Origin of the sequence: Pseudomonas sp. BO3-4 (assembly GCF_034044115.1) — a bacterium.
GTDB classification, from domain to species: Bacteria; Pseudomonadota; Gammaproteobacteria; order Pseudomonadales; family Pseudomonadaceae; genus Aquipseudomonas; species Aquipseudomonas alloputida.
The window spans coordinates 1,666,742-1,692,738 of record NZ_CP139018.1 but is presented as its reverse complement, the minus strand read 5'-3'; the positions used below and the strand labels follow the sequence as shown (position 1 = coordinate 1,692,738).

The window sequence follows — 25,997 nt, the reverse complement described above, 5'->3', positions numbered from 1 at the left end:
GAGGCCAGCCATGCAACCAGACTCGGTAATCTATCTAGATGCTGCAGCCACTACTCCGTGCGCTGATGACGTCATAAAGGAAATGGCGAAATATGACAACATCAACTACGGAAACCCCTCATCTGCGCACATTCTAGGCCGTCTTGCACGGAGTGCTGTCTTTGAAAGTGCTTCACATATTTCTGAGCTACTAGGCTGCACACCGGCTGAAATAGTTTTCACATCTGGCGCCACGGAAAGCAATAACATTGCGATTCTTGGAAGCGCCACCACCGCAAGAAGCAATATAATTATATACCCTATCGACCACAAATCCAGTCTTTTAGCCGCAGAAGAATTAGAAAAACGCAACATAGAGATTCGACGAATGAAAATCGATTCAGACGGACGAGTCAATCTAACGCATCTAAACAGCCTACTGGATGAAAACACATCACTGCTCTCTATTTCTTATGTGAATTCCGAAATAGGCACATTTCAAAACCTTCTAGAAATCAAAAAGGCATTAGAAAACTCAAATGCACTTTTCCATATCGATGCCGCTCAAGCGTTGGGCAAGCTACCTATCAACGTCAAAGAACTTGGCGTAGATTGCGCTTCGATTTCAGCCCATAAAATCGAAGGGCCAAAGGGCATCGGCGCCCTCTATGTTTCTTCCTCCAGCTTTTCTCGTTTGCGTCCTCTCACATTTGGCGGCGGTCAATCTTCACTCCGTAGCGGCACACTTCCCACTCAACTGATCGCCGGATTCGGCGCTGCGGCACGTCGACTAAAGAACAAGGATTACCCTGCCTCATGGTCCGCTGCGAAACAACTGAGGAATGCAATACTTGAAACACTAAACAAGCATGACATCGCGTTCCTAATTAATTCTCCAGACGCTGTTTCGACACCTCACATCTTGAATATTTCCATTCTTGGGATGCGCTCAGAAACCTTGATTAGTTGCTTGAGAAACGTCTGCATCTCTTCCGGATCAGCCTGCAACTCTAACAATCTTTCCCCCTCTTACGTCATCACCGGGATTGGGCACAGCGCAATGAGGGCCAACAGTGCGATCCGCTTATCCTTTACCAGCGACATGGACATCAAAACCGTTCGAGCAGGTGCAGAATCGCTTTCACAAAAGGTGCTTCAGCTTATCCACTTAAATCATAGGGGGCAAATGAAATGATTGAAAATATTGCAATTATAACGGGTGGAAACTCCTCGGAGCGGGAGGTCTCCCTTCAAACTTCCGAAGCTGTCTCACAATCGTTGAAAACCCTCCAAATCAGCCATGAGATTTTCACCATTTCGGACTATAGAGAACTGCTTAGTCTGGACCTCGCTAAATTCACCAGAGTCTTTTTGGCGCTTCATGGCGGTTTCGCTGAAAACGGGATGGCACAAGCATATTTAGAAGGACTAGGGATCCCATATAATGGCCCTTCTCCTCAGGCCAGCGCAATCTGCATGGACAAGCTTCTAACGAAGCATATTGCAAGAGGACTTGGAATAAATGTCGCAAACTATCTTTACTCGAAAAACGGTGATGACGTTTGTTTTGAAGAAATCAGTGAACGTCTAGGAACACCCTGCATCGTCAAACCTAACCGTGAAGGATGTAGCTTCGGTGTGTCTCTGGTCCGCGACCTCAAAGCTGACCTCCAGCCTGCTATAAACGCAGCAGCAAAATTTCACACTGGAATTCTAATAGAAGAATTTATAAGTGGGCCCGAGTTATCCGTATGCTATTTAAACAAATCCACGCTACCCATCTATACAGTTGAATTTGAGAGTGATTTCTTCTCTTATGATGCGAAATTCATATCCACCAAGACGAATGCCACCCTCACCATCCTAGACAGGAGCACCCATCAACTAGTCACCAACTACTGCTCTGCTATCGCTGAGGCACTTGAGCTTGATTACTTTAGAGCAGACTTCATCGTCCACAACACAGAGCCGTACCTTATTGAGCTTAACACCCTTCCCGGGCTTACAAGCCATAGTCTTTTTCCGAAAGCATGCCAGCAACATGGTATCGAATTTGACAAACTGGTACTTATCTTAAACAACTTGGATCCTAGCCAATACTGCTGACCGAACAACAAGTATAATTCGTACCATCAGGCTATTGGATGTCGTTGGTGTTTTTCGGATGGTAATTTATTGATCACCCAATTGAGATTAAGCGCCGCTCAAACGGCGCTCGATCTTGAGCAATCCCAGAAACGGTCAAGAAACTTTCAACTGTCACGCCGCAAATCCGGCGGAATCGGAAAGCAGAATGGTCGGGAACGCCGCAAAGTCGAGCGGACGCAGGGCGTATACACAGACCAGCAGCACCACGATCGACAGGGCGATGTTGAAGGTGAAGAACACGTCGAGCAGGAACGGCGGTATCGGCAACATCATCATTGCCAACATCACCAGCAGTAACAGCGGCACACCCAGGTTGCCCCGGCCGAGCCCGGCCAGGTTGTTGCGGGCGTTGCTGATTAACTGAGTGCGATCCACCGCGAGTCCTCTTGATGCAAAACTTTGACGCCCAGGGGGCGCCTGGGCGTGGCTTTGCAAGAAGCCTTCCAACTTTGCTCGACGGGAGATTTATGTTGCTGGTGCCGGCCCTTTCGCGGGTGAACCCGCTCCTACACGACGGCCTGTGCCCAACCACCGACAGGTGTCCACCACCAATCTGTGTAGGAGCGGGTTTACCCGCGAATACGGTAGCGGCAACAACGGTGAACGGCGGGTGGGGATTGGCCAGCAGGCCCGGCCCTTTCGCGGGTGAACCCGCTCCTACACGACGGCCTGCGCCCAACCACCGACAGGTGTTCACCACCGTGGTAGGAGCGGGTTTACCCGCGAATACGGTAGCCGCGGCAACGGTGAACGGCGGGTGGAGATTGGCCAGCAGGTCCGGCCTCTTCGCGGGTAAACCCGCTCCTACGACGGGCTGTGCCCAACCGCCGAGATGTGTCCAACACCGTGGTAGGAGCGGGTTTACCCGCGAAAGGGCAAGAAGCCGTGATACAAGGTCAACTGTCGCGGCGCAGGTCCGGCGGGATCGGCAGGTCGTCTTTCAGCGGCTCTGGGCGCTTGCCTTTGCCGGATCGGTATTGGCGAATCTGGAACACATACGCCAACACCTGGGCCACCGCCAGGTACAGGCCAGCAGGGATTTCCTGCTCAATTTCGGTGGAGTAATAGATCGCCCGCGCCAGCGCTGGCGACTCGAGAATCTGGACCTTGTGCTCCACGCCAATCTCGCGGATCTTCAAGGCAATGAAGTCGGTGCCCTTGGCCAGCAACAGAGGCGCCACCCCACCCTTCTCCGGGTCGTATTGCAAGGCCACCGCATAATGCGTCGGGTTGGTGATGATCACGTCTGCATCAGGCACCGCCGCCATCATGCGCCGCTGCGAAGCCTCGCGCTGCAGCTGGCGAATACGCTGTTTGACCTCGGGCTTGCCTTCGCTGTCCTTGTACTCGTCACGCACTTCCTGCTTGGTCATCTTGAGTTTTTGCTGGGTCTGCCACAGCTGAAACGGCACGTCTACTGCCGCAATCAGCAATAGCCCTGCCGCCATCCACAAGGCACTCCAACCCACCACCTGTACAGCATGGATGATCGCTTGCTCCAAAGGCTCGTTGGCGATCGCCAGCAACGCCTGCCGATCATGGCTCAATACCACCAGCGCCACGACCAAAATCACGAAAAATTTGGCAACCGCTTTTAGCAGTTCAGTCACTGAATTAAGCGAAAACATCCGCTTGATGCCAGACAACGGGCTCATGCGGCTAAACTTGGGTTGCAGCAGACTGCCCGAGAACAGAAACCCACCCAAGGCCACGGGACCGATGAGTGCAAGCACGAACAGCAGCCCCAGCACCGGCTGCACCGCCCAAATCGCCATCTTGCCAGACGCCAGCAAGAAAGCGCCCATTGCCCGCTCGTCGACGATCACATCCCGGGTGAGGCTAAAATTCATGCGCATCAATGTCAGCAAGGTCTCGGCCAGATGCCCGCCGAATGTCAACAATGCACCTGCCCCCCCCAGGGTCAATACGACGGTGTTCAGCTCTTTTGAACGGGCAATCTCTCCTTTTTCACGCGCATCGCGCTTGCGTTTGTCGGTGGGGTCTTCTGTCTTGTCCTGACCGCTCTCGCTTTCTGCCATGCTTAGCGCGCCCTTGCCAGCTCACGCAGCCACTGCAGCGCCTCGCTGGCCAATGCCTGGTAATGTGAAAGGATATCGGCCAAGCCAATCCAGAAGATCAGCATGCCCATGACCAAGGTCAACGGGAAGCCAATGGAAAAAATGTTCAGTTGTGGCGCAGCGCGCGTCATTACGCCAAAGGCAACGTTCACCACCAGCAGCGCGGCGATAGCCGGCAAAATCAATAACAAGCCGGCACCGAATACCCAGCTCAACCGCCCAGCGATCTCCCAGAAATGATTGATCATCAGGGCATTGCCCACCGGCAATGTGGTGAAGCTCTCCGTAAGAACCTCGAACATCACCAGATGCCCATTCATCAGCAGGAACAGCACACTGACCAGCATGCTCATGAACTGACTGATCACGGCGACGTTTACGCCGTTGGCAGGGTCGACCATCGACGCGAACGCCATACCCATTTGTATCGCCACGATTTGCCCGGCCAGCACAAATACCTGGAACAGCAACTGCAGCGACAACCCGAACAACGTGCCAACAATGATCTGCTCGGCGCACAACAACAGGCCCTGCACGCTCAGTGGGTCGAACTCCGGCAAGGGCGGCAAGCCTGGCACGATTACAACGGTTATCGCTACCGCCGCGTACAGGCGAACCCGAGATGGCAGCATCCGAGTGCCAAGAATCGGCATGACCATCATCATCGCAACCACCCTGAACAGCGGCAGCATGAACGTGGCGACCCAGGTGCCGATCTGTGCGTCAGTCAACTCCAGCATGGGCGCCTCAACCGATCAAGTGCGGGATGCTGGAGTAGAGTCCTGTCATGTACTCCATGAACTTCTGCACCAACCAAGGCCCGCCAACAATCAAGGTAATCAGCATCACCAGCAAGCGCGGCAAGAAGCTCAGGGTCTGTTCGTTGATCTGCGTTGCGGCTTGGAAAATCGCCACCAGCAACCCCACCAACAGACTTGGTACCACCAGCACCGCCACCATCAGGGTTGTCAGCCACAGCGCGCTGCGAAACAGGTCGACGGCAACTTCGGGGGTCATGTACAGCTCTCCTTCACGGCTTCACACTCCACCAAAACTGCTGGCCAGGGTACCCATGATCAGCGCCCAGCCATCCACCAGCACGAACAGCATGATCTTGAACGGCAGCGAGATGATCAGCGGCGACAGCATCATCATACCCATGGCCATCAGCACACTGGCCACGACCATGTCGATGATCAGGAACGGGATGAAGATCATGAACCCGATCTGGAACGCGGTCTTGAGCTCCGACGTGACGAATGCCGGCACCAGGATCGTCAGCGGCACCTGGTCGGGGCCGGCGATGTCGGTGCGCTTGGACAGGCGCATGAACAAGTCAAGGTCGCTCTGCCGGGTTTGCGCCAGCATGAAGTCCTTGAGCGGGCCCTGGGCCTTGTCGATCGCCTGCTGGGCAGTCATCTGCTCCTTCAGGTACGGCTGCAGCGCGTCCTGGTTCACCCGATCGAACACCGGCGCCATGATGAACATGGTCAGAAACAGCGCCATGCCGGTCAACAGCTGGTTCGACGGCGTCTGCTGCAGGCCCAGGGCCTGGCGCAAAATCGAAAACACGATGATGATGCGGGTAAAGCTGGTCATCAGAATGACGAACGCCGGGATGAAGCTCAGCGCGGTCATGATCAGCAGGATTTGCAAGCTGACCGAATATTCCTGTTGCCCGTCCGGGGTGTTGGACAGGGTGATGGCCGGGATCGACAGCGGGTCGGCGGCCAGGGCCAGCGGCGCAGCCAGCAGCAGCGCCAGAGTCAACAACGTACGCAGCGCGCCGCTCATCACTTGTTGTCCTTAGGGTCCTTGCCCATCAGCTCCATCAGCCGCTGGGCAAACTCCGGCGTCGCCTGACGGACGCTTGCCGGCACTTCCACGGGTTCGGCCAGTACGTGCAGGGCCTCGATGGTGCCGGGGGTATGGCCTATCAGGATCTGCTCCTTGCCCACCTGCACCAGCAGCAGGCGGTCACGCGGGCCGATGGCACGGCTGCCGACAATCTCGATCACCTGCCCACCCTTCACAGCAGTGCTCTGCAGGCGCCGCAGCAGCCAGGCCAGGAAGAAGATCAGGCCCACCACCAGCAGCAGGCCCAAGACCATCTGCGCCAGCTGCCCGCCGAGACTGCCAGGTTGAGCCGCCGGGGTGGCCGCTGGCGTGGCCGCAGCCAGGCAGGCGTGGCTGGCGAACAGCACCGCTGCCACGGCGATAGCGCGCATCGTGCCCTTCACTCAGCGCAGCTTCTTGATACGTTCGCTGGGGCTGATCACGTCGGTCAGGCGGATGCCGAACTTTTCGTTGACCACGACCACTTCGCCATGGGCGATCAGCGTACCGTTGACCAGCACGTCGAGCGGCTCCCCGGCCAGGCGGTCGAGCTCGATCACCGAGCCCTGGTTGAGCTGCAGCAGGTTGCGGATGTTGATCTCGGTGCTGCCCACCTCCATGGAAATGTTCACCGGGATGTCCAGGATCACGTCCAGGTTCGGGCCTTCGAGGCTGACATTTTCGTTCGGCTTCGGCGAGCTGGCGAATTCTTCCATCGGCAGGCGGCCCGGGCCGCTGCTGCCGGTGTCCCCGCCCAGCAGTGCATCGATGTCGGCCTGGCCGGCAGAACCGGTTTCTTCCAACGCTGCGGCCCACTCATCGGCCAGTGCCTGGTCCTCTGGGGAGGTGATCTCGTTTTCGTTAGCCATGATTTCCTCGACAGGCATTCAATTCGTTGTAAGCGACCGGCACACCGTCAGCGGCGTTCGATCGGGTCAATGATCTGCAGGGCCAGGTTGCCCTTGTGCGAGCCCAGCCGCGCCTTGAACGCTGGTACCCCGTTAGCGCGCAGCACCAGGTGCTCCGGCAGCTCCACCGGGATCACGTCACCCGGCTGCATGTGCAGGATGTCGCGCAGCTTCAGCTGGCGTCGGGCGACCGTGGCGGTCATTGGCACGGCCACGTCCAGCACGTCCTCGCGCAGGGCCTTGACCCAGCGCTCGTCCTGGTCGTCCAGGTCCGACTGGAAACCGGCGTCGAGCATTTCCCGCACCGGCTCGATCATCGAGTACGGCATGGTCACGTGCAGATCGCCGCCGCCACCGTCCAGTTCGATGTGGAAGGTGGACACCACCACCGCCTCGCTGGGGCCGACAATGTTGGCCATGGCCGGGTTGACCTCGGAGTTCATGTACTCGAAGCTGACCGGCATGATCGCCTGCCAGGCTTCCTTGAGGTCGACGAAACACTGGTCCAGCACCATGCGCACCACACGCAGTTCGGTCGGGGTGAACTCACGCCCTTCGATCTTGGCGTGGCGGCCATCGCCGCCAAAAAAGTTGTCCACCAGCTTGAACACCAGCTTGGCGTCGAGGATGAACAGCGAAGTGCCGCGCAGCGGCTTGATCTTGACCAGGTTGAGGCTGGTGGGCACGTACAGCGAGTGCACGTATTCGCCGAACTTCATGACCTGCACGCCACCCACGGCCACGTCTGCGGAGCGGCGCAGCAGGTTGAACATGCTGATACGGGTATAGCGGGCGAAGCGCTCGTTGATCATTTCCAGGGTCGGCATGCGACCCCGCACGATACGGTCCTGACTGGTCAGGTCGTAGCTTTTGATACTGCCAGGCTCGGATGCACTCTCGGTCTGCACCAGCCCGTCGTCGACACCGTGCAACAGGGCATCGATTTCATCCTGGGACAGCAGGTCCTGTACGGCCATTGCGGACTCCTACTGCAATACGAAATTGGTGAACAGCAACTGGTCGATGACCGGCTTGCCGACTTCCTTCTGCGCCACTTCCTGGACCACCGCAGTGGCCTTCTGACGCAGCATCTCCTGCCCTACCGGGCTGCTGGCGAGGGTGTCGAACCCTTGCCCGGAGAACATCATCACCAGGTTGTTGCGGATCACCGGCATGTGCACCTTGAGGGCATCCAGGTCGGCCTGGTTACGCGCCTGCAGGGTGATGCTCAGCTGCATGTAGCGCTGGCGGCCGTTCTGGTTGAAGTTGACCACGAAGGCCGGGGTCAGCGCCTCGTAGATCGCCGCTGGCTTGACGTTGCTGGCCGCGGCCTCGGCGGCCGGAGCGGGCTCGCTCTTGTGCATGATGAACCAGGTAGCGCCCACCGAAAGGCCGATCGCCAGCAGCAGGCCGACGACGGCCAGCAGGATCAGCTTGAGTTTGCCTTTAGTGGCGGGGTCTTTGACTGCTTCGCTCTTCGCCATGCCAATAATCCGTCGTCCATCGGGGGGTTCAAGGGAGGATGGCTTGGCTTGAGCAAGTGTTATGCCAGATTTTGCAGGGGATGGATTCCAGCAGGTTTTGCGGTGCTGGCTCCTTCGCGGGCACGCCCGCGAAGGAGCCAGCCCAGGCCAACCGTTATCAGGCGTAGTAATCGACCGCACTGTCGCCGACAACCACCTGCTGCTCCAAAGGCCGGACGCCATCGACCGCCTCGCCCCCACCCTGCTCGGCCCGGCGCGCCGCCACCCCGGAAAGGTTGCTGCCCTGCGCCTGCCCCTGCTGTTGTTGCTGCCCGCGCGACTGGTCAGCCACGTTGACATCCGGCTGCGCCAACCCCTGCTGGGCAAACAGTTCGCGCAGGCGATGCACCTGGCTGTCGAGGGCATCACGTACGCCGGCGTGGCCGCTGATGAAGGTGACCTGGGTGGCCTGGTCCGCCGCAACATTGACGCGAATGTCGAGGCGACCGAGTTCTGCTGGCTCCAGTTGGATATCAGCCGACTTGAGGTTCTGGCTGGACAGGTACATGACCCGGTTGACCAGGCCTTCTGCCCAAGCGTTCTGGTTCATTGGCAATGGCTGATGCAGCGGGTTCGCATTGGCCGGCACGGCATTGGCGGTCTTGGCCGTGGCCGCCTGGGTCAGGCTGGCCAGGCGGTTGGCAAAATCATCGATGCGGGTGTCGCTGCTGGCACTCTTGGTGTCTTTCAGGCCGTCCTCAAGCAAGCTGCCAAAGGCCTTGTCACCGGATTCGGCGCTTTCGCCATCGGTATTCTCGACCAAATTCGCCAAGGTATTGACGGCCGCCTGCCCTTCCTCGCCCTGAGCCTGGGCAGCATCGAGGGCATGTGCCGAGGTGCCACCCTTGGCCTGGGCACTGTGCTCCAGCGCGAAGCGCAGGGTTGGCAGGTTGGCCAGGGGGTCAGCATCCGGATCGAAGGCCTCCTCGGCGGACGGCTCTTCAGGCAGTGCCGCGGCGACCTGGGTTTGCGCCGTGGCCGCCTGCAGCACCGGCGCCACCGCCTCGGCCTGAGCCTGGATCAGTTGCGCGCCGGGCTGGGCATCAGTGACCTGACCGGCCACCAGGCTGGCATCACGCACACCCGTATCGGCCTGGGCCGAATCCTCTTCTGGCAACTTGTTGCCGTCATCGGCAACTGCAGCTTTGCCAGCCGGGTCTTTCTTGCCGCCGGCTGCCGCATCAGGTTTGTCCTTGGGCTTGGCTTGAGCGACCTTGTCGTCCTGCCCGGTAACCTTGTCGCGGCCCTGCTTGGCCATCACCTGGCCAAAGGCATCGCCCTTGTCGCCCAGCGCCTGCAGCGGCTTGTCCGCCTGCACGGTGGCCGAACGCGAGGTTTTGGCAATGGCATTGGCTTGCAACAAAGGGTTGGGTGCGACAGGCATCGAGCGGTCTCCGCGCCAGAAACAAAAATCATCAGGGCAGAGACAGGCAAGACTCGCGCCAACTCACGTATCAGCCTGCGGAAATACGTTGCTGCTCACCACGGTAAAAGTGCTGCACCACGACGAACTCCATGTCGATGCGGCTGATCAAGTCTTCAATACCGTACAACGGGGGCCGCCGCGCGCGCTCTTCGAGCTGCTGACACAGGCTGGCCAAGGCCACCGCGCCCATGTTGCTGCTGCTGCCCTTGAAACTGTGGGCTGCCGCGCCAAGCTCCTCGGCGCTTTTGGCCGCGTGCAACTGCCCAAGACGCCGCTCCGAGTCGTCCAGAAAAGTCTGCACCAACTGCAGGTAGCCATCTTCCATGACCTCACGCAGGTCACTGAGTACCTTGTGGTCAATATGCATGTCAGTCACTTGTTCACTCCTTGATCAAGCCAGATTATGCCCGAGCCAACCCGTGGCTCACCATACGAACTCCACATGCGCGCAACGCCCGCCTTCACTCCAGCGCGCGTCACTGGCCAACTGCCGCACCAGATTCAGACCGCGACCGCTCAGCCCCTGATCCAGCGAAGGCCGCGCAAGCACTTGCTGCACGTCGAAGCCGGCACCGCTGTCGCGCACCTCGATCATCAGACGCCCACCGCCGCCATGCGGTTCAACCTTGAAATCGATGCTTACAAAGCCTTCGGTCAGCGAGCCCAGGCGCCGGGCGCGCTCCTGGTAATAGTCGGTAAAGCCTTGCACATCGCGCTTGAGCTGTGAGTCCAGGCCCAGCACACCATGCTCAAGCGCATTGGCATACAACTCGCTAAGCACACTGTGCAAGTTGCCGGTACGCGCGCGCAGGCCATGAATTTCTTGCAACAACTGCACCAGGTAAGGCACAGGGTTGAAGCGCTTGAGGCTTTCGCCCCGCACTTCGAAGCTCAGCGACCAGTCCAGCGGGCTGGAGCGGCCACTATCAGAGTAGATCATCGGTGCCGGCACCCGCTCCTCGGCAGTGAACATGCGAATGTCGCACAAGCTGATGTCATCGCGTGGCTGCCCACCAAAACGCTCCAGGGCCAGCATCAGCTCATCGAACAACTGCACAGGGTCGCGGTTGTCGGCCAGCACCGCTCGCAGGCGCTGTACGCCAAACAGGCGCTCCTGGTCGTCGGCGGTATCGAGCACACCGTCTGACAGCAGCAACAGGCGCTCGCCCGGTGCCAGCGGCAACACCTCTGTGCTGTCATCGAAGCGCTCAGCGGCCAGAATGCCCAGCGGCAGGTGCCGCGAACTCAGTGCCGACAGCACCTGGCCATCCACCGACAGGCGATAGCCATCAGGCATACCGCCATTCCACACCTCCACCGAGCCGCGCTGCATGCTGAGGTTGAGCAGCAGCGCACAGCAGAACATGTCCACCGGCAGGATGCGCTTGAGCTTGGCATTCATCTCGCGCAGGATCTGCGCCATGCCGTAGCCCTTGGCGGTCATGCCGTAGAACACCTCAGCCATCGGCATGGCGCCGACCGCCGCCGGCAGGCCGTGACCGGTGAAATCGCCAAGCAGCACACGCATGTCGCCGGCCGGGGTAAATGCCGCCAGCATCAGGTCGCCATTGAACAGCGCGTAAGGCGATTGCAGGTAGCGAATGTTGGGTGCAGAAAGGCAACCCGAGTGGGCCACCTTGTCGAACACCGCCTTGGCGACCCGCTGCTCGTTAAGCAGGTGATGGTGATGCCGGGTGATCTGGTCACGCTGTTCCAGTACCGTTGCCTGCAAGCGACGCAGACGGTCCATGGCGCGAATCTTGGCAGCGAGGATCACCGCACTGTAGGGCTTGGCCATGAAATCATCGCCCCCCGCCTCCAGGCAACGCACCAGGCCTTCTTCTTCATTCAGCGACGTCAGGAAAATGATCGGCACCAGCGCCTCGCCAGCCAATGCCTTGATCTGCCGCGCCGCCTCGAAGCCATCCATGACCGGCATCAGGGCGTCCAGCAGCACCAGTTGCGGGCGCCGCTCGAGGTACAGCGCTACCGCCTGCTCGCCGTTCTCCGCAGTGAATACCTGATGCCCCTGGCGGCGCACGATCTGCGCAAGCAGAAGGCGATCGACAGCACTGTCTTCGGCGACCAGCACGGTTAACGCCTGTTCGGCCGGCATGTCGGCGCTCAACTACTGATATCGAAGAGTTTTTCGAAATTGGAGATGGCGAGGATCTTGCGCACGTCGGAGCTGGCATGCACTACCCGCACATCCGACTCGTCGCCGCCGGCGTGGTCGCGCAGCAACAGCAGCATGCCGAGCGCGGAGCTGTCGAGGTAGGTGGTGTCCTTCAGGTCGACGACCACCGAATCCGGCCGCCTGGGCTGGCGTTCGTAGGCGTCGCGAAACTCCTGATGCTTGCCGAAATCGAAGCGCCCCTTGATCTTGATGGTCAGCTTTTTCCCGTCCTGCGAAAAATCAGTCTCGACTGCCATGCTAGCGATTCCTTCGATGATGGCGGATCCAACTGCTTTAAGGTTTAGCAGGCGATGGTGGGGGAGGCAAGCGGATGCAGGCTCATGGCTTTGATGGCCTGTACCGGCCTCTTCGCGGGTGAACCCGCTCCTACAATCAATCGGTGGTGTCGCCCAATACCGTGGTAGGAGAGGGTTCACCCGCGAATAGGCCGGACCTGCCAGCCAACATACCCGGTCATACACCGTCGCAGCCGCCACCGCATTCGCGGGCAAGACCTCGCATTTGTTTCGGGCCAATTATTCCGCTGCAAGGCCTGCGGCGAACACCTATAGATGGTTTTGCCGCGGTAGGCGCTGCGACAGCTCATCCAGCAAGCGCTGCTCACGCTTGTCTTCAGCGCGCCGGGCCTCGTCCTGGTAGCGCTGTACCAGCTTGCGCAAACCTTCCACCCGGGCATAGGCCTGCTGCCAGGTACCCCGGGCGTTATTGAGGTTGTTCTGGTGCCAGACCAGGCTTTGCCGCTGCTGGGTCATGGCCGTTTCCAGCTGCCCCAGAAAACGCTGATAATTGACCAGCCAGCTGCCATTGACCCCTTGCCCGCCGCGGTTGATCCACTGCAGCTGGTAATCCTCGCGAAAGCGCTCCAGCTCGGCCAGCTTGGCCTGGGCCGTGGCCACCTGCTGCTGGAAATGACCAAGGCGCTGAGCCGCCTTGCGCTCGGCCTCTTCGGCCATGTCCACCACCGGCGCCAGGCGCGCGGCACGTCCGGGCAGCGCCATGGCTCATCAACCTGCCGGGGGCGTGAAAATCGCCCCCAGCTGTTCGCGGCTCTGCGCCATGCCCACATTCTCGCCCAGGCCTTGGCGCAGGAACTCAACCAGCTTCGATTGCAAGGCAATGGCCAGGTCGGTCTCCGGATCACCGCCGGCCACATAAGCCCCCACGCTGATCAGGTCGCGGCTTTGCGACAGACGCGACCACAGTTGCTTGAACTTCTGCGCCTGGCGCAAGTGGTCGGCATCGACCACTTGGGGCATGACCCGGCTGATCGACGCTTCGATGTCGATGGCCGGGTAATGGCCCTCCTCAGCCAGCCGACGCGACAGCACAAAGTGGCCGTCTAGCACGCCCCGCGCCGAGTCGGCGATCGGGTCTTGCTGATCGTCGCCTTCAGACAGCACGGTATAGAACGCAGTGATCGAACCACCGCCAGGTTCGCCATTGCCTGCCCGCTCCACCAGCTTGGGCAGCTTGGCGAACACCGATGGCGGGTAACCCCGGGTGGCCGGTGGCTCGCCGATGGCCAGGGCAATTTCCCGCTGGGCCTGGGCGAAACGGGTCAACGAGTCCATCAGCAGCAGCACATTCTTGCCTTTGTCGCGGAAGTATTCGGCAATGCGTGTGCAATACATGGCGGCGCGCAGGCGCATCAGCGGTGCATCGTCGGCCGGCGACGCCACCACCACCGAGCGCTTGAGCCCCTCTTCACCGAGGATGTGCTCGATGAACTCCTTCACCTCGCGCCCCCGCTCGCCGATCAGGCCGACCACGATGATTTCGGCTTCGGTGAAGCGGGTCATCATGCCCAGCAGCACCGATTTACCCACCCCGGTACCGGCAAACAGGCCTAGCCGCTGGCCACGGCCGACGGTAAGCAGGCCGTTGATACTGCGAATGCCCACATCCAACGGCTTGCTGATAGGGTCGCGGTTGAGCGGGTTGATCACCGGGCCGTCCATCGGCACCCAGTCCTCGGCCTTCATCCCGCCCTTGCCATCCAGCGCACGGCCGGCGCCGTCGAGCACCCGGCCCAGCATGCTCATGCCCATGGGCAGGCGGCCGCCGTCATCCAGCGGCACTACCCGGGCCCCCGGCGCGATGCCGACGATACTGCCCACCGGCATCAGAAACACCTTGGGCCCGGCAAAGCCCATGACTTCGGCTTCGACCTGCACCGGGTGATAACTGTCATCGTTGATCACCAGGCAGCGGCTGCCGACTGCTGCGCGCAGGCCTTCGGCTTCCAGGGTGAGGCCAACCATACGCAGCAAGCGGCCTTCGACGATGGGCTGGGCCGGCAGCGCGATGGCCTCAGCGTAAGAGCCGAGGCGCTTGCCGAAACTGGTGCGTTCAAGGTGCATCTGGGCTGTCCACGGCACGCTCGGCCGGCGCGTCCAGGTCTATCGTCATGTCTGGCGCCGCCGGGTGCAGGGAATGGTCGTGCAACTGGTCGAACAGCTGCGCCACCGCTTTTTCGATACGCGTTTCCATGGTGGCATCGATACGGCTGTGGGCCGTCTCGATGCGGCAACCACCCGGTAGCAGCGCACTGTCTTCCAACAGCCGCCAGTTCTCCTCATGGCGTTCGCGCAGGGCCTTGGCCAGCTCGAAATCCTGCGGGTTGAGGTGGATGCGGATATTGTCCGCGCCCATGGGCAGCAGCTTGAGCGCTTCGCGCAGCACCTGAGTGATCTGGCTGGAATCGTTGCGCAGCTCGCGGCCAATCACCTGACGGCTCATGTGCGCGATCAGGTGCACCAGGCTTTTCTCGATCTGCGTGTCCTGCTCGGCGATCGGCTCCATCAGGTTGGCCATCAGCCGCTCGAGGCTTTCCAGCTTGGCCTTCAGGGCCTCTTCGGCCTCCTGGCGGACTTTGAGCTGAGTGCTGTGGAAGCCCTCGCGTTCCCCGGTGGCGAAGCCCTCGTTGTAGGCCTCCTGACGGATGGCTTCGAGCTCTTCCAGGGTCAGTGGCTGGACTTCTTCCAGCGGCACTTCCTCGACTTCTTCCGCGATGACCTCGGGTTCCGGCTCTGGCTCGGGCGCAGGCTCCGGTTCCGGGTCGAAGCTGGGCAGCGTCCACACGTCCACGCCCTCGAGGTCGCGGGCGCGGATCAGGTCGCTGGGGTGGTGTTCTTTGGTGGGCATGCTGTCATGTTCTCAAACCATGTTCGGCCGACACGGTCCCTTGTAGGAGCGGGTTCACCCGCGAATGCGTCGGCAGCGACAACCTCGATTGCCAGGGCCGACGCCTTCGCGGGTAAACCCGCGCCTACAAAAGGCGGCGTCGGCCATGGGATCGCGAATACCTTAGATCATTTCCTCGGCGCCCTTGCCGCCAAGCACGATCTCGCCGGCCTCGGCCATACGCCGGGCAATGGTGAGGATTTCTTTCTGCGCGGTTTCCACGTCGCTGACCCGTACCGGCCCTTTGGCCTCCAGATCGTCGCGCAGCAACTCCGAAGCACGTTTGGACATGTTCTTGAAGATCTTGTCCTTGACCCGCTCGTCAGCGCCCTTGAGCGACACCACCAACACGTCGGAGGACACTTCGCGCAACAGCGCCTGGATGCCCCGGTCGTCGACGTCGGCCAGGTTGTTGAAGACGAACATCAGGTCTTCGATCTGCTCCGACAGGTCGCTGTCGATTTCGCGGATCGCGTCCATCAGTGCGCCTTCCACCGAGCTGTCGAGGAAGTTCATGATGTCGGCCGCCCGCTTGATGCCCCCCAGGGTGGTACGCGCGGCGTTGGAGTTGCCCGAGAACTGCTTCTCGAGAATCTGGTTCAACTCCTTCAGCGCCGCGGGTTGCACGGTGTTCAGCGATGACACGCGCAGGACGATGTCCAGGCGCACCTTGTGGTCGAAGTTGCTCAGCACTTCACCGGCCTGGTCCGGATCGAGGTAGGCGACCACGATGGCCTGGATCTGTGGGTGCTCATAGCGGATCACGTCGGCCACGGCACGCGGCTCCATCCACTTGAGGCTGTCCAGGCCGCTGGTATTGCCGCCGAGCAGGATGCGGTCGACCAGGCCGTTGGCCTTGTCCTCGCCCAGGGCCTGGTTGAGCATCTTGCGGATGTACGCATCAGAACCGACGCCCAGGCTGGTCTGGTCGCCGACGATGTCGACGAACTCGCTCATCACCTGTTCGACCTGGTCACGGTGCACATTGCCCATCTGCGCCATGGCCACCCCCACCCGCTGCACTTCCTTCGGGCCCATGTGCCGCAGCACCTGGGCCGCATCGGTCTCACCCAGCGAGAGCAGGAGGATCGCCGCCTTGTCGACGCGGCTCAGCTTGGCGGTAACGGCTCGGTTATCACTCATCGGCGTTGATCCAGTCTTTCACGACCTGAGCCACACGGCCCGGGTCTTCGGCCACCAGGCCTTTGATTGCGTTGAGCTGTGCCTCGTAACCCTCGCTCGGGCTAGGCAGCAGAATGCTTGTCGGGCCACCTAGGCTGACGCGGTCGTTGGCCAGTTCGCCATCCAGACCCATCATGCCGCCCAGCTCCATGTCGCTGTCCGGGGCAGCCTGCTTGCCGCCCCCGGTAATGTTGTTCAGCACTGGCCGCAGCACGCCGAACACCAGCACCAGGATGAACACCACGCCCAGCACCTGTTTGACGATATCCCAGAACCACGGCTGCTGGTAGAAGGCGATATCGGCGATTTCCTCGCCACGGTCGGCGGCGAACGGCACGTTGATCACCGTCACGCTGTCGCCACGGCTGGCATCGAAGCCGACTGCGTCCTGCACCAGGCGGGTAAAGCGCGCCAGGTCCTCGGCACCCCATGGCGCCCGCGTGGTATCGCCAGTGGCCGGGTCGATCTTGACCTGGTCGTCCACCACCACCGCTACCGACAGGCGGGTCATGCGCCCCTGCTGCTGGCGGGTGTGGCTGATGGAACGGTCCAGCTCGAAGTTCTTGGTGCTTTGCTGACGTTTGTCTGACGGGTACGGCGCGAGCATCGGCTGACCGGTGGCCGGGTCCATGATCTGCTGACCATTGGCATCCACCAGCGGTTGGCCAGGCTGAATGGCAGCAGCCGGGGTAGCCGCGCCACCAGTGGTCTGCGGTGCCGAAGCGGCGCCGGGCGGCTGGTTGCTCAGCGCGCCAGGCACGCCTTGCGGGCCTTGGCTGCTGGCACGTTGTTCGTCGACCGACTGCTCGCTGCGCAACGCCGGCTGGTCGGGGTTGAACTGTTCGGAGGTGGACTCGACCGCGCTGAAGTCGAGGTCGGCGGACACTTCGGCCTTGTAGCGGTCATTGCCCAACACCGGCTGTAGAATGTTGTGCACACGCTGGGTGAGCATGCCTTCCACCCGGCGGCTGTAGTCGAACTGCTTGCCGGCCTGGGTCAGCGCGGAATCCTGAATCTGTTCGGACAGCAGGTTGCCTTTCTGGTCGACGACGGTGACCTGGGATTTGTCCAGTTCCGGCACGCTGGTGGCGACCAGGTTGACGATGGCCATCACCTGCCCGGCTTCCAGTGCACGGCCTGGGTATAGCTCGACCAGTACCGAGGCGCTGGGCTTGCGTTCATCACGCACGAACACCGAACTTTTCGGGATGGCCAGGTGCACGCGCGCGGCCTTGACGTTATTGAGGCTGGAAACGGTACGGGCCAGTTCGCCTTCCAGGCTGCGGCGGTAGCGGGTGGCTTCCATGAACTGGCTGGTGCCCAGGCCCTGCTCCTTGTCGAGCAGCTCGAAGCCGACATTGCCGTCACTCGGCGCCACGCCGGCGGCTGCCAGTTTCAGGCGCGCACGGGAGAGGTCGTCGGCCTTGACCAGCAGGGCGCCCGAGTTGGGCTCCACGTTATAGGGGATGTCAGCAGCAGCCAGGGTGTCCATGACCTGCTTGGTGTCCATGCCCGACAGGCTGCCGTACAACGGACGGTAATCGGGTTGTTGCGACCACAGCACCACGGCAAAGCCGATGGCCACGCTGGCCGCCAGGCCGACCATGAGGCCGATCTGGCGCAGCATGGGCATCTGCGAGATGTTTTCCAGAAACGCCATGCCAAACAGCGGCGGCTTGGCCGCTGGCGAGCCAGCTTTGGCGGGGGCGTTTTCGACGACTGCTTCAGCCATGGGTTACATCCGTCCTCAAACCGGCATCTGCATGATGTCCTGGTACGCCTGGACCAGCTTGTTGCGTACCTGGGTCATGGCTTGCATCGACACGCTGGCCTTTTGCGAAGCGATCATCACGTCAGTCAGGTCGACGCCGCTCTTGCCGATTTCGAACGCGTTGGCCAGTTGGGTCGAGGCCTGCTGCGTCTCATGCACCTTGCCGATGGCCTGGCCGAGCATGTCGGCGAAGGTGCTTTGCCCCGGCGCCAGCTCGGGGGCGGCAGTTACCTTGGGCAGCGACATGGCATCGGCCTGCATGGCCCGCATGTCCAACATCAGACGATTGAATTCAACACCTTGGCTCATGACCCTTCTCTCTCCTGCGGCCGCATTTTTTTGACACTCATGCGGCGAATGACCTACCTAAAGCAACAAAGGTGCCAGCCTTCGCGACTCATTTCCCAGGGCTCACACAATTCCTGTGGGAGCGGCCTTGCGTCGCGATAGGGGCGCGAAGCGGCCCCAGGACTTCAGCTCCGCCGCAAAGATCACCGGGGCCGCTTTGCGGCCCTATCGCGACGCAAGGCCGCTCCCACAGAGGTCCGCGCCAGTTGCAGATGATTGGCCTGTCAGCCGAACAGGCTGGCCTCGACGTCAAACCCGGCATCGCGCATCTGCGCCAGCTTGTAGCGTAACGTCCGCGGACTGATCCCCAGGCGTTCGGCCGCCTCTTTGCGGCGGCCGCGCTCGGCGCGCAGGGTGTCGATGATCATCTGGTACTCGTGGCGACGCATGTCATCCCCCAGGCCGCCGGCATCAGCAAACACCTCGAGAGATGGCTCGGTGCCAGCTGACAATGGAATGGCGCCTGCCAGACAAAAATCCGCCGACTCGATCACGCCACCCTGCTGCAGAATCAACGCCCGCTGCAGGGCGTTGTCCAGCTCGCGCACGTTGCCCGGCCAGGCATAGGCTTGCAGGCAGGCCCGCGCCGCTGGCGAGAGGCGCACCGGGGCGTGCTTCATCTTGGCCACATGGCGCGCCAGCAAGCGCTCAGCCAGCTGCAGGATATCGCCCGGCCGCTCACGCAGCGGGCGCCAGGCCAGCGGAAACACTGACAGGCGGTAGTACAGGTCTTCGCGGAAGCGCCCGGCTGCCACTTCGCCGGCCAGGTCGCGGTTGGTGGTGGCCAGCACCCGAATGTCCAGGCTGATCGGCTTGCGCCCGCCTACCCGCTCCACCTCGCGCTCCTGCAGCACACGCAGCAGCTTGGCCTGCAAGGCCATGGGCATTTCCGAGATTTCGTCGAGCAGCAGGGTGCCGCCTTCGGCCTGCTCGAACTTGCCCGCCTGAGCCGCAATAGCGCCGGTGAAGGCACCCTTCTCGTGGCCGAAAAGGGTGGCCTCGAGCATGTTGTCGGGGATCGCCGCGCAGTTGATCGCCACGAAGGGCTGCGCCGCGCGCGGCGACTGCTGGTGAATGTAGCGCGCCAGCACTTCCTTGCCAGTACCGGACTCGCCGGAAATCAGCACGGTCGAGTCACTGCGCGCCACACGGGCCGCCAGTTCCAGCAATTGGCGGCTGGCCGGCTCGCAGGCCACCGGCCCCTCTTCGCCGGTCACACGCCCGGCGGCATGCCGCTCCACGAGGCTGAGCAGCGCCTTGGGCTCGAACGGTTTGACCAGGTAGTCGACGGCGCCTTGGCGCATGGCCTCGACCGCACGCTCGACGGCAGCGTGCGCCGTCATCAACAGTACCGGCAACTGTGGCTGCTGGCGGCGCAGCTGGCTCAGCAACTGGTGCCCGTCCATACCGGGCATGTTGACGTCACTGACCACCAGGCTGAACGCGTCATCCAGTACGGCCTCCAGCGCTTCTTCGGCACTGCCCACGGCCTGGTAGGCGAAACCGCCGATTTCCAGGGTATCGCCCAGCGCCTGGCGCAATACGCGGTCATCCTCGACCAGCAGCACCTTGATTGCCATTACACCCCCTCCGCCAATTGCCCGTCGATCAATGGCAGCTCTACCCGCACGCAGGTACCACGGCCGACCTTCGAGCGCAGGTTGATCGTGCCCTGGTGCGCACGCACCACCGCCTTGACCACGGCCAGGCCCAGGCCGGTGCCGGTGGCCTTGGTGGTGAGGAACGGCTCGCCCAAACGGCCGAGCAAGCCTGCATCGATGCCACTGCCGGCATCGCTGACGCACAGGTGCAAGCTACGTTCGCGGCGGTACAGGTGCACCTTCAGCCGTGCCGGGCCATCGCTGGCCTGCAGGGCATTTTCAATCAGGTTGAGCAAGGCACCGACCAGGGTGTCGCGGTTGCACAGCAGCTCACCCAGATGACTGTCGCACTGCCAGCGCACGGCGTGCCCCTGCACATGCGCCTGGGCCGCCTGTTGCAGGGCCTGGAACAGCGCTTTCGGGGTCACCCGGTCCCCCAGTGGCAACTCGCCACGGGCAAACACCAGCATGTCGCGCACCTGGTGTTCCAGTTCGTGCAGGCGCTCCTTCAAGGTCGCGGCGAAGCGCTGACGGGTTTGCGCGCTCAGCGCTTGCTCGTTGTCGGCCAGGTGGCCGGCATACAGCATGGCTGCCGACAGTGGCGTGCGGATCTGGTGGGCCAGCGAGGCAACCATGCGCCCCAACGACGACAGCCGCTCGTGGCGAGCCAGCTGGTCCTGGAGGCGACGGGTTTCAGTCAGGTCGTTGAGCAGCACCAACTGGCCAGGCTCGGCATCCAGTGAGCGGGTGGCGATCGACAGGCGGCGACCGTCGCGCAGCGAGACTTCGTGGCCGTCGTCCTTGCGCGGGGCAAAGCTACGGGCGATCACCTGGCGCCACAATTGGCCGATCAGAGGCTCGCCGAGCAACTCGCAGGCAGCCGGGTTGGCTTCGCGCACAAGGCCCTGGCCATCGATCACGATCACCCCGCCAGGCAGCAAGTCGAGCAGGTTCTGCAGGCGGTTGGCCAGGCGTTCCTTTTCACTCAGTTCGTCGATGCGCTGGGCGCTGACCACGGCCAGCTCACCTTTGAGTTCACTGACCCGGGCTTCAAGCAGGCTGTAGGACTGGCTCAGCTGGCTGGACACCTGATTGAACAGGGCAAAGGCTTGCGCGATACCCTGGCCGCTGTCCTGCGCGACCGGGGTTTGCCCCTGCTGATCGGGGGCTCGGGATACGTGGGCGGCCTGGGGCATCGTGCTCTCTCGCGTGGCTGACCGTCATAAAAACGGTGTGTTGCCAGCGGTGTAGCAATAGCCGTGCCGGAGATAGGGATTTGTGCCGGCCTCTTCGCGGGCACGCCCGCTCCCACAGGGATATCACTGAATTGAAGATGTGTATCGATCCTGTGGGAGCGGGCGTGCCCGCGAAGAAGCCATCATAGGCAACCGCCAGGCTTCAATCTTCCGCCTGTTCCTCGCCACCTTGGCGGCTCATGCCGTACTTGCGCATTTTCTCGACCAGGGTGGTACGGCGAATACGCAAACGTTCAGCCGCGCGCGCAACGATACCGTTGGCATCGTCCAGCGCCTGCTGGATCAGCCCCTGCTCCAGACTACCCAGGTAGTCCTTGAGGTCCAGGCCTTCGGGCGGCAGCATGGCGTGGTTGCTGAAGTTGGGTGTGTGGCCATTGATCGCCACGCGCTCTTCCAGGTCACTGCGCAGGCTGTCGACCATCTGCTCGTCTTCGTCATCGACATAGCGGAATTTCTTCGGCAGTTCCGACACGCCAATGACCCCGTACGGGTGCATGATCGCCATGCGCTCGACCAGGTTGGCCAGCTCGCGCACGTTGCCCGGCCAGCCGTGACGGCACAGCGACATGATCGAGGCGGAATTGAAGCGAATGGAACCGCGCTTCTCGTGCTCCATGCGCGAGATCAGCTCGTTCATCAGCAACGGGATGTCTTCCACCCGCTCACGCAACGGCGCCATTTCGATAGGGAACACGTTCAGGCGGTAGTACAGGTCTTCGCGGAAGGTGCCGTCCTCGATCATGGTTTCGAGGTTCTTGTGCGTCGCAGCGATGATCCGCACGTCGATGCTCTGGGTCTTGTTGCTGCCCACGCGCTCGAAGGTACGCTCCTGCAGCACACGCAGCAGCTTGACCTGCATCGGCAACGGCATGTCGCCGATTTCGTCGAGGAACAGGGTACCGCCGTTGGCCAGCTCGAAACGCCCGGCACGGCTGGTGATGGCCCCGGTAAAGGCGCCCTTCTCGTGGCCGAACAGTTCGCTCTCCAGCAGCTCGGCCGGGATCGCGCCACAGTTGACCGGCACGAACGGCGCTTCACGCCGCTTGGAATGGTAGTGCAGGTTGCGCGCCACCACTTCCTTGCCGGTGCCTGACTCACCCAGGATCAGCACGCTGGCGTCGGTATCCGCCACTTGCTGCATCATTTGCCGCACGTGCTGAATGGCACGACTGGTGCCGACCAGGCTACGGAACAGATTGGGCTCGCGCTGGCGACCGCGCTCGCGCGCCTGGTCATACATTTCGCGGTAAACCTGAGCACGGTGCAGCGAATCCAGCAGCTGGCTGTAGCTTGGCGGCATTTCCAGGTTGGACAGCACCCGGCGGCGAAGGTCTTCCGGCAGCTCGGCAGAAGAAATTTCACCTAAAAGCAGAACCGGAAGGAACTCATCCCAGGTAGCCACTGTCTTAAGCAGCCCAAGCAGATTGCCCGGAGCATTCACGGTGCCGATGAGCACGCACAGCACTTCGCGGCTCGAGGACAATGGCTCGACCGCCTGCTGCCAGTCATGGCTGGCACATGCGAGGTTTTCTTCGCCGAGGAAGTTCAGCACCACCGCAAGGTCGCGGCGGCGCGCGCTGTCGTCATCGATCAGCAGAATCTTGGTTTCACGCCACATGCAATAGCAACTTCCCTAGTCATATCGGCGCCCTGCAGGGGCGTGCTCGACATCATTCCGACTGAATGGTCAGTGTTCGGACGTCTGAAATTCGAAAACAGCCACTAGTAAAGTCAAAAAACACCGATCAGTCAAATTAATGGCGCACGGCTTTTTGCAACATCGGTGGTCAGGTGAACAAATGGTATACCTTTGCGGCGTTCTTCGCCTGACGGATTTTCGTCATTTCATTGACCAACGATTGACGCTCGCCACTTGCAACCTCGATTAGTTGACGGTACACGACCAGCAATTCCTCGAGACTGGCACTCACGTCCGCCTCATTTCCTTTGGCTTCGGACACCATGTCACCGATGCGCAAACGGCATTCCAGGTCCAACTCCCCCACCGCCTCCCAGTCACGATCAGCCAGCGCCGCCAACAGCATGTCGCGGGTCTGTTCGATTCGGGTGATTACTTCGCTCATGTCATGCTCCTTTATCAGGAGGCCGACGACTGATCGCCGATTGCGTCCCAGCCTTCCTTTACAGTGATCAGCAGGCGCGCGACCTCGTCGATGATGGTCGGGTCTGCGCTGACGTTGGCTTCGACAAGGCGGCGACTCATGTAGGTGTACAGACTGTCCAGTTCGCCCAGGCTATCGGCGTGATTCTCCAGATCAAGGCCTTCGCGCAGACCACCAATGATGTCAATGGCCTTGCCGATCAAGATACCTCGCTGCGCGATGTCATTGCGCGCGATGGCACCTTTGGCCTGAGCCATGCGGTCAAGACCGCCCTGCATGAGCATCTGTACCAGGCGGTGTGGGCTGGCTTCGGACGTCTGCGCCGCGCCGTTGACTTTCTGGTACTGACGAAGGGCCAACATCGGGTTCATGGATCTGCCTCGTTGCTGCGGTAAAAAGTAGCTTGTACCTACTGTATCGCCTTTACGTCAAAAAACTTTAAGGAAAAAGCAGAAAGCCCGGGGCACCTCACGGATGCCCCGGGCTTTTGGCAAGCTCAGCTAATCAAGATTTCTTGGCCTGGGCATTGATGGCATCGAAGATCGAAGTAATTTGCTCCGCCTGGGCCTTCATCTTGCCCAGAGCGGTGTCCAGCGCGACGAACTTCTTGGTCAGTGACTCGGTCAGAGACTCAGTGCGGCGATCCAAGGCAGCCTGCTGGTCGGACAGATTCTTGGCGGCCTTGTCGAGATTGGCCTTACGCGTAGCCAAGCTGCCGTCAGTGTTGTTATAGGGATCGATGGCTTTGTTCATTCGCTCGAAGATACCATTGGTACCCGTGAACAACTCCTGCATTTCGGCACCCAGCTTCTTGTCGTCCATCGCCGCACTGAACTTGACGCTGTTGAACTCGAGCGTGCCATCCTGCATCGTGTTGACCCCCAACTGACCCAAAGTGGTCAGTTTGTCGCCCGCCCCCACCTCGGCCAGCACCTTGCGTATATCCGCCAGTAAAGAACGAGTGGTCGGATCGTTGGTCAGCGGACCTAGCGACTCCACTGTACCGTCGCTGTTCTTGGTCGGCGCGGTCAGACTAGAGATTGCCTTCTGCATGGTGTTGTAGGCATCGACAAAACTCTGGACCGATTTTTTCAGGCCATCATTGGCAGCAGTGACCGTCAGCGCCGTTGGCAAAGCATTGTTGCTGGCATCTTTGGCACTTACGCCCGCAAGCTCCAAGGTCAAGCCACTGATGGCCCCCTCGACTTTGTTGGACGCGCTCGTCACAGTCAAACCGTCGATGGTCAGCGCTGCATCCTGAGCCTTGGCCGTGATGAAGCCCGCGCCATCGCCCGACATCTTAATACCGCCATCGATGACGAGTTCGGGAATGCCGGAAACGGAAATGTCGGTACCCGCGCCAGTGGTTGAAGAGCTCAAGACCAACCTGGAACCACCACCGTCCTCGTTAATGATGTTGGCGGTGATGCCATTCGCACCCAACTCCTTGTTAATCTGATCGCGAACACTTTGTAGCGTGGCGCCGTCGGCAATATCGACTTTGTAGGTTTTGCCGCCAGCACCTTGACTGATAACCATCTGGCCCGCGGTGATCGGTGTAGTAGCACCGCCCGCCTGCCGAGCACTGGCGACCTTGGAGGCAGTGGCAAGCTGGCTCACCACAATGTCGTAGCTACCGGCCACCGCGCTGTTGCCGGAAGTAACCTTGACCACCGACTCATTCGCCGATTTGGCGGCGAAGGCATTGAAGGAGGGTGCATTGCTGTCGTTGAGCTTTTTCATGGCGTCCTGGAACGCCGTGAGTGCACTGCGCAGCGAGCCAATACCTGAAATCATCGCGCTATTGTTGCTGGTCTGACGGGTGATTTGGGCCTGCTTGGCGGCAGTATCGGCACCAACGAGTACCTTGACCATCGCACCAATGTCGAGACCAGAACCCAGACCTACGCTGGACGTAATCGGGCTTGCCATGCTGTTATCCCTCTCGATCAACGCGTCGATCCCACTCCTGCAAGATCAACATGATTCACATCTGGTAAGCTCGCCGCCAATCAAACCTTGGCGTCGAACAGAACACTCTTGACATCGCTCAAGCTGTGGGCGATTCGCAGGGCTTCTTCCGAAGGGATCTGACGAATCAGCTCACCACTGTCACTGGCAATGACTTTCACCACGATTTTGCCGGATTCTTCGTCCGTAAAAAACTCCAGGTTGCGCCGGGTTTCCTTCAAGAACTTCTCGATTTCCACGACGGCACTCTTCACATCGTCAACCTCTTGCGGGCTTACCGAGTCGTCCTTCTTCGCGTCATCGGAAAAACCTCTCGACTCGACAATCGATTTTTCAGCAACCTGCTCGGATTGGCGCGCAGCCTGATAGGACAGGTTCAGCTTGATGCTCATGTCCATATTCACCACCTCACAATGAAAAAGCGGGGAAGCGCCATACATGCACTCCCCCGCCGGCAACTGTCAGAC

General features: G+C 60.8%; 27 protein-coding genes and 1 pseudogene. 2 read left to right on the top strand and 26 right to left on the bottom strand.

From position 1 onward, the window contains the following. Positions 1–10: 10 nt before the first annotated feature. Positions 11–1,174, top strand: coding sequence for a cysteine desulfurase family protein (locus REH59_RS07855; protein ID WP_014860326.1), 1,164 nt, complete (start codon positions 11–13; stop codon positions 1,172–1,174). Next, positions 1,171–2,085, top strand: coding sequence for a D-alanine--D-alanine ligase family protein (locus REH59_RS07850; RefSeq protein WP_128573664.1), 915 nt, complete (start codon positions 1,171–1,173; stop codon positions 2,083–2,085). Before REH59_RS07855 ends, REH59_RS07850 begins: the two co-directional genes overlap by 4 nt. A 180-nt stretch (positions 2,086–2,265) precedes the next feature. Here the strand turns inward: REH59_RS07850 and REH59_RS07845 are convergent. The 26 genes and pseudogenes from REH59_RS07845 to REH59_RS07720 form a co-directional block, all read right to left on the bottom strand. After that, positions 2,266–2,502 (bottom strand): annotated as a pseudogene (locus tag REH59_RS07845) (FHIPEP family type III secretion protein); the annotation flags it as partial. 521 nt (positions 2,503–3,023) lie between these two features. Then, the gene (flhB, locus tag REH59_RS07840) at positions 3,024–4,166 is read right to left on the bottom strand and encodes a flagellar biosynthesis protein FlhB (protein ID WP_265536618.1); all 1,143 of its coding nucleotides are present in this window, start codon (positions 4,164–4,166) and stop codon (positions 3,024–3,026) included. Positions 4,167–4,168: 2 nt separating this feature from the next. Then, a complete protein-coding gene (fliR, locus tag REH59_RS07835) occupies positions 4,169–4,945 on the bottom strand; it encodes a flagellar biosynthetic protein FliR (protein WP_014860284.1) in 777 nt (258 codons plus the stop codon). 7 nt (positions 4,946–4,952) lie between these two features. Continuing rightward, positions 4,953–5,222, bottom strand: coding sequence for a flagellar biosynthesis protein FliQ (gene fliQ / locus REH59_RS07830; protein WP_014860285.1), 270 nt, complete (start codon positions 5,220–5,222; stop codon positions 4,953–4,955). Positions 5,223–5,243: 21 nt separating this feature from the next. Next, positions 5,244–5,999, bottom strand: a complete 756-nt coding sequence (gene fliP, locus REH59_RS07825) for a flagellar type III secretion system pore protein FliP (protein ID WP_003254415.1) — start codon at positions 5,997–5,999, stop codon at positions 5,244–5,246. Next, a complete protein-coding gene (fliO, locus tag REH59_RS07820; protein ID WP_014860286.1) occupies positions 5,999–6,433 on the bottom strand; it encodes a flagellar biosynthetic protein FliO in 435 nt (144 codons plus the stop codon). The genes fliP and fliO overlap by 1 nt, the downstream gene beginning before the upstream one ends. Before the next feature lie 12 nt (positions 6,434–6,445). After that, positions 6,446–6,910: a flagellar motor switch protein FliN gene (gene fliN, locus REH59_RS07815; RefSeq protein ID WP_003254417.1), complete on the bottom strand. Its 465-nt coding sequence runs from the start codon at positions 6,908–6,910 to the stop codon at positions 6,446–6,448. Between the two features lie 47 nt (positions 6,911–6,957). Beyond that, positions 6,958–7,926, bottom strand: coding sequence for a flagellar motor switch protein FliM (gene fliM, locus REH59_RS07810; protein WP_003254418.1), 969 nt, complete (start codon positions 7,924–7,926; stop codon positions 6,958–6,960). 9 nt (positions 7,927–7,935) lie between these two features. Further along, on the bottom strand, positions 7,936–8,433 hold the full coding sequence (fliL, locus tag REH59_RS07805) for a flagellar basal body-associated protein FliL (protein ID WP_003254419.1): 498 nt from the start codon (positions 8,431–8,433) through the stop codon (positions 7,936–7,938). 157 nt (positions 8,434–8,590) lie between these two features. Continuing rightward, positions 8,591–9,856: a flagellar hook-length control protein FliK gene (locus tag REH59_RS07800; protein WP_014860288.1), complete on the bottom strand. Its 1,266-nt coding sequence runs from the start codon at positions 9,854–9,856 to the stop codon at positions 8,591–8,593. 70 nt (positions 9,857–9,926) lie between these two features. Continuing rightward, positions 9,927–10,274 (bottom strand): Hpt domain-containing protein, encoded by a 348-nt coding sequence (locus tag REH59_RS07795; protein WP_004577674.1) that lies wholly within the window; start codon positions 10,272–10,274, stop codon positions 9,927–9,929. 48 nt (positions 10,275–10,322) lie between these two features. Beyond that, entirely contained in the window at positions 10,323–12,014 is a 1,692-nt protein-coding gene (locus REH59_RS07790; protein ID WP_003254425.1) for a fused response regulator/phosphatase, read from the bottom strand. An 8-nt stretch (positions 12,015–12,022) separates the two neighbouring features. Beyond that, positions 12,023–12,331: an STAS domain-containing protein gene (locus tag REH59_RS07785; protein WP_014860289.1), complete on the bottom strand. Its 309-nt coding sequence runs from the start codon at positions 12,329–12,331 to the stop codon at positions 12,023–12,025. Between the two features lie 309 nt (positions 12,332–12,640). Continuing rightward, on the bottom strand, positions 12,641–13,093 hold the full coding sequence (gene fliJ / locus REH59_RS07780; protein ID WP_003254427.1) for a flagellar export protein FliJ: 453 nt from the start codon (positions 13,091–13,093) through the stop codon (positions 12,641–12,643). Positions 13,094–13,099: 6 nt separating this feature from the next. Next, on the bottom strand, positions 13,100–14,455 hold the full coding sequence (gene fliI / locus REH59_RS07775) for a flagellar protein export ATPase FliI (RefSeq protein WP_012051628.1): 1,356 nt from the start codon (positions 14,453–14,455) through the stop codon (positions 13,100–13,102). Further along, positions 14,445–15,239 carry a flagellar assembly protein FliH gene (gene fliH, locus REH59_RS07770; protein WP_014860290.1) on the bottom strand — a complete coding sequence of 265 codons (795 nt, stop codon included), beginning with the start codon at positions 15,237–15,239 and terminating at the stop codon, positions 14,445–14,447. The genes fliI and fliH overlap by 11 nt, the downstream gene beginning before the upstream one ends. Before the next feature lie 162 nt (positions 15,240–15,401). Next, positions 15,402–16,421 carry a flagellar motor switch protein FliG gene (gene fliG / locus REH59_RS07765; RefSeq protein ID WP_003254434.1) on the bottom strand — a complete coding sequence of 340 codons (1,020 nt, stop codon included), beginning with the start codon at positions 16,419–16,421 and terminating at the stop codon, positions 15,402–15,404. Continuing rightward, on the bottom strand, positions 16,414–18,192 hold the full coding sequence (gene fliF / locus REH59_RS07760) for a flagellar basal-body MS-ring/collar protein FliF (protein WP_004577671.1): 1,779 nt from the start codon (positions 18,190–18,192) through the stop codon (positions 16,414–16,416). Before fliF ends, fliG begins: the two co-directional genes overlap by 8 nt. Before the next feature lie 15 nt (positions 18,193–18,207). After that, complete coding sequence (gene fliE / locus REH59_RS07755; RefSeq protein ID WP_003254438.1) at positions 18,208–18,540, bottom strand: flagellar hook-basal body complex protein FliE; 333 nt, start codon at positions 18,538–18,540, stop codon at positions 18,208–18,210. Between the two features lie 263 nt (positions 18,541–18,803). Beyond that, positions 18,804–20,159, bottom strand: a complete 1,356-nt coding sequence (locus tag REH59_RS07750) for a sigma-54-dependent transcriptional regulator (RefSeq protein ID WP_320450465.1) — start codon at positions 20,157–20,159, stop codon at positions 18,804–18,806. Beyond that, positions 20,159–21,376, bottom strand: coding sequence for a sensor histidine kinase (locus tag REH59_RS07745; RefSeq protein WP_010955092.1), 1,218 nt, complete (start codon positions 21,374–21,376; stop codon positions 20,159–20,161). Before REH59_RS07745 ends, REH59_RS07750 begins: the two co-directional genes overlap by 1 nt. 202 nt (positions 21,377–21,578) lie before the next feature. Next, entirely contained in the window at positions 21,579–23,054 is a 1,476-nt protein-coding gene (gene fleQ, locus REH59_RS07740) for a transcriptional regulator FleQ (RefSeq protein ID WP_003254443.1), read from the bottom strand. A gap of 169 nt (positions 23,055–23,223) precedes the next feature. Further along, positions 23,224–23,520 carry a hypothetical protein gene (locus REH59_RS07735; protein WP_012051623.1) on the bottom strand — a complete coding sequence of 99 codons (297 nt, stop codon included), beginning with the start codon at positions 23,518–23,520 and terminating at the stop codon, positions 23,224–23,226. A gap of 14 nt (positions 23,521–23,534) precedes the next feature. Then, positions 23,535–23,930, bottom strand: a complete 396-nt coding sequence (fliS, locus tag REH59_RS07730; protein ID WP_014860292.1) for a flagellar export chaperone FliS — start codon at positions 23,928–23,930, stop codon at positions 23,535–23,537. A gap of 133 nt (positions 23,931–24,063) precedes the next feature. Continuing rightward, a complete protein-coding gene (fliD, locus tag REH59_RS07725) occupies positions 24,064–25,491 on the bottom strand; it encodes a flagellar filament capping protein FliD (RefSeq protein WP_014860293.1) in 1,428 nt (475 codons plus the stop codon). 80 nt (positions 25,492–25,571) lie between these two features. After that, the gene (locus tag REH59_RS07720) at positions 25,572–25,928 is read right to left on the bottom strand and encodes a flagellar protein FlaG (RefSeq protein WP_014860294.1); all 357 of its coding nucleotides are present in this window, start codon (positions 25,926–25,928) and stop codon (positions 25,572–25,574) included. Positions 25,929–25,997 lie beyond the last annotated feature (69 nt).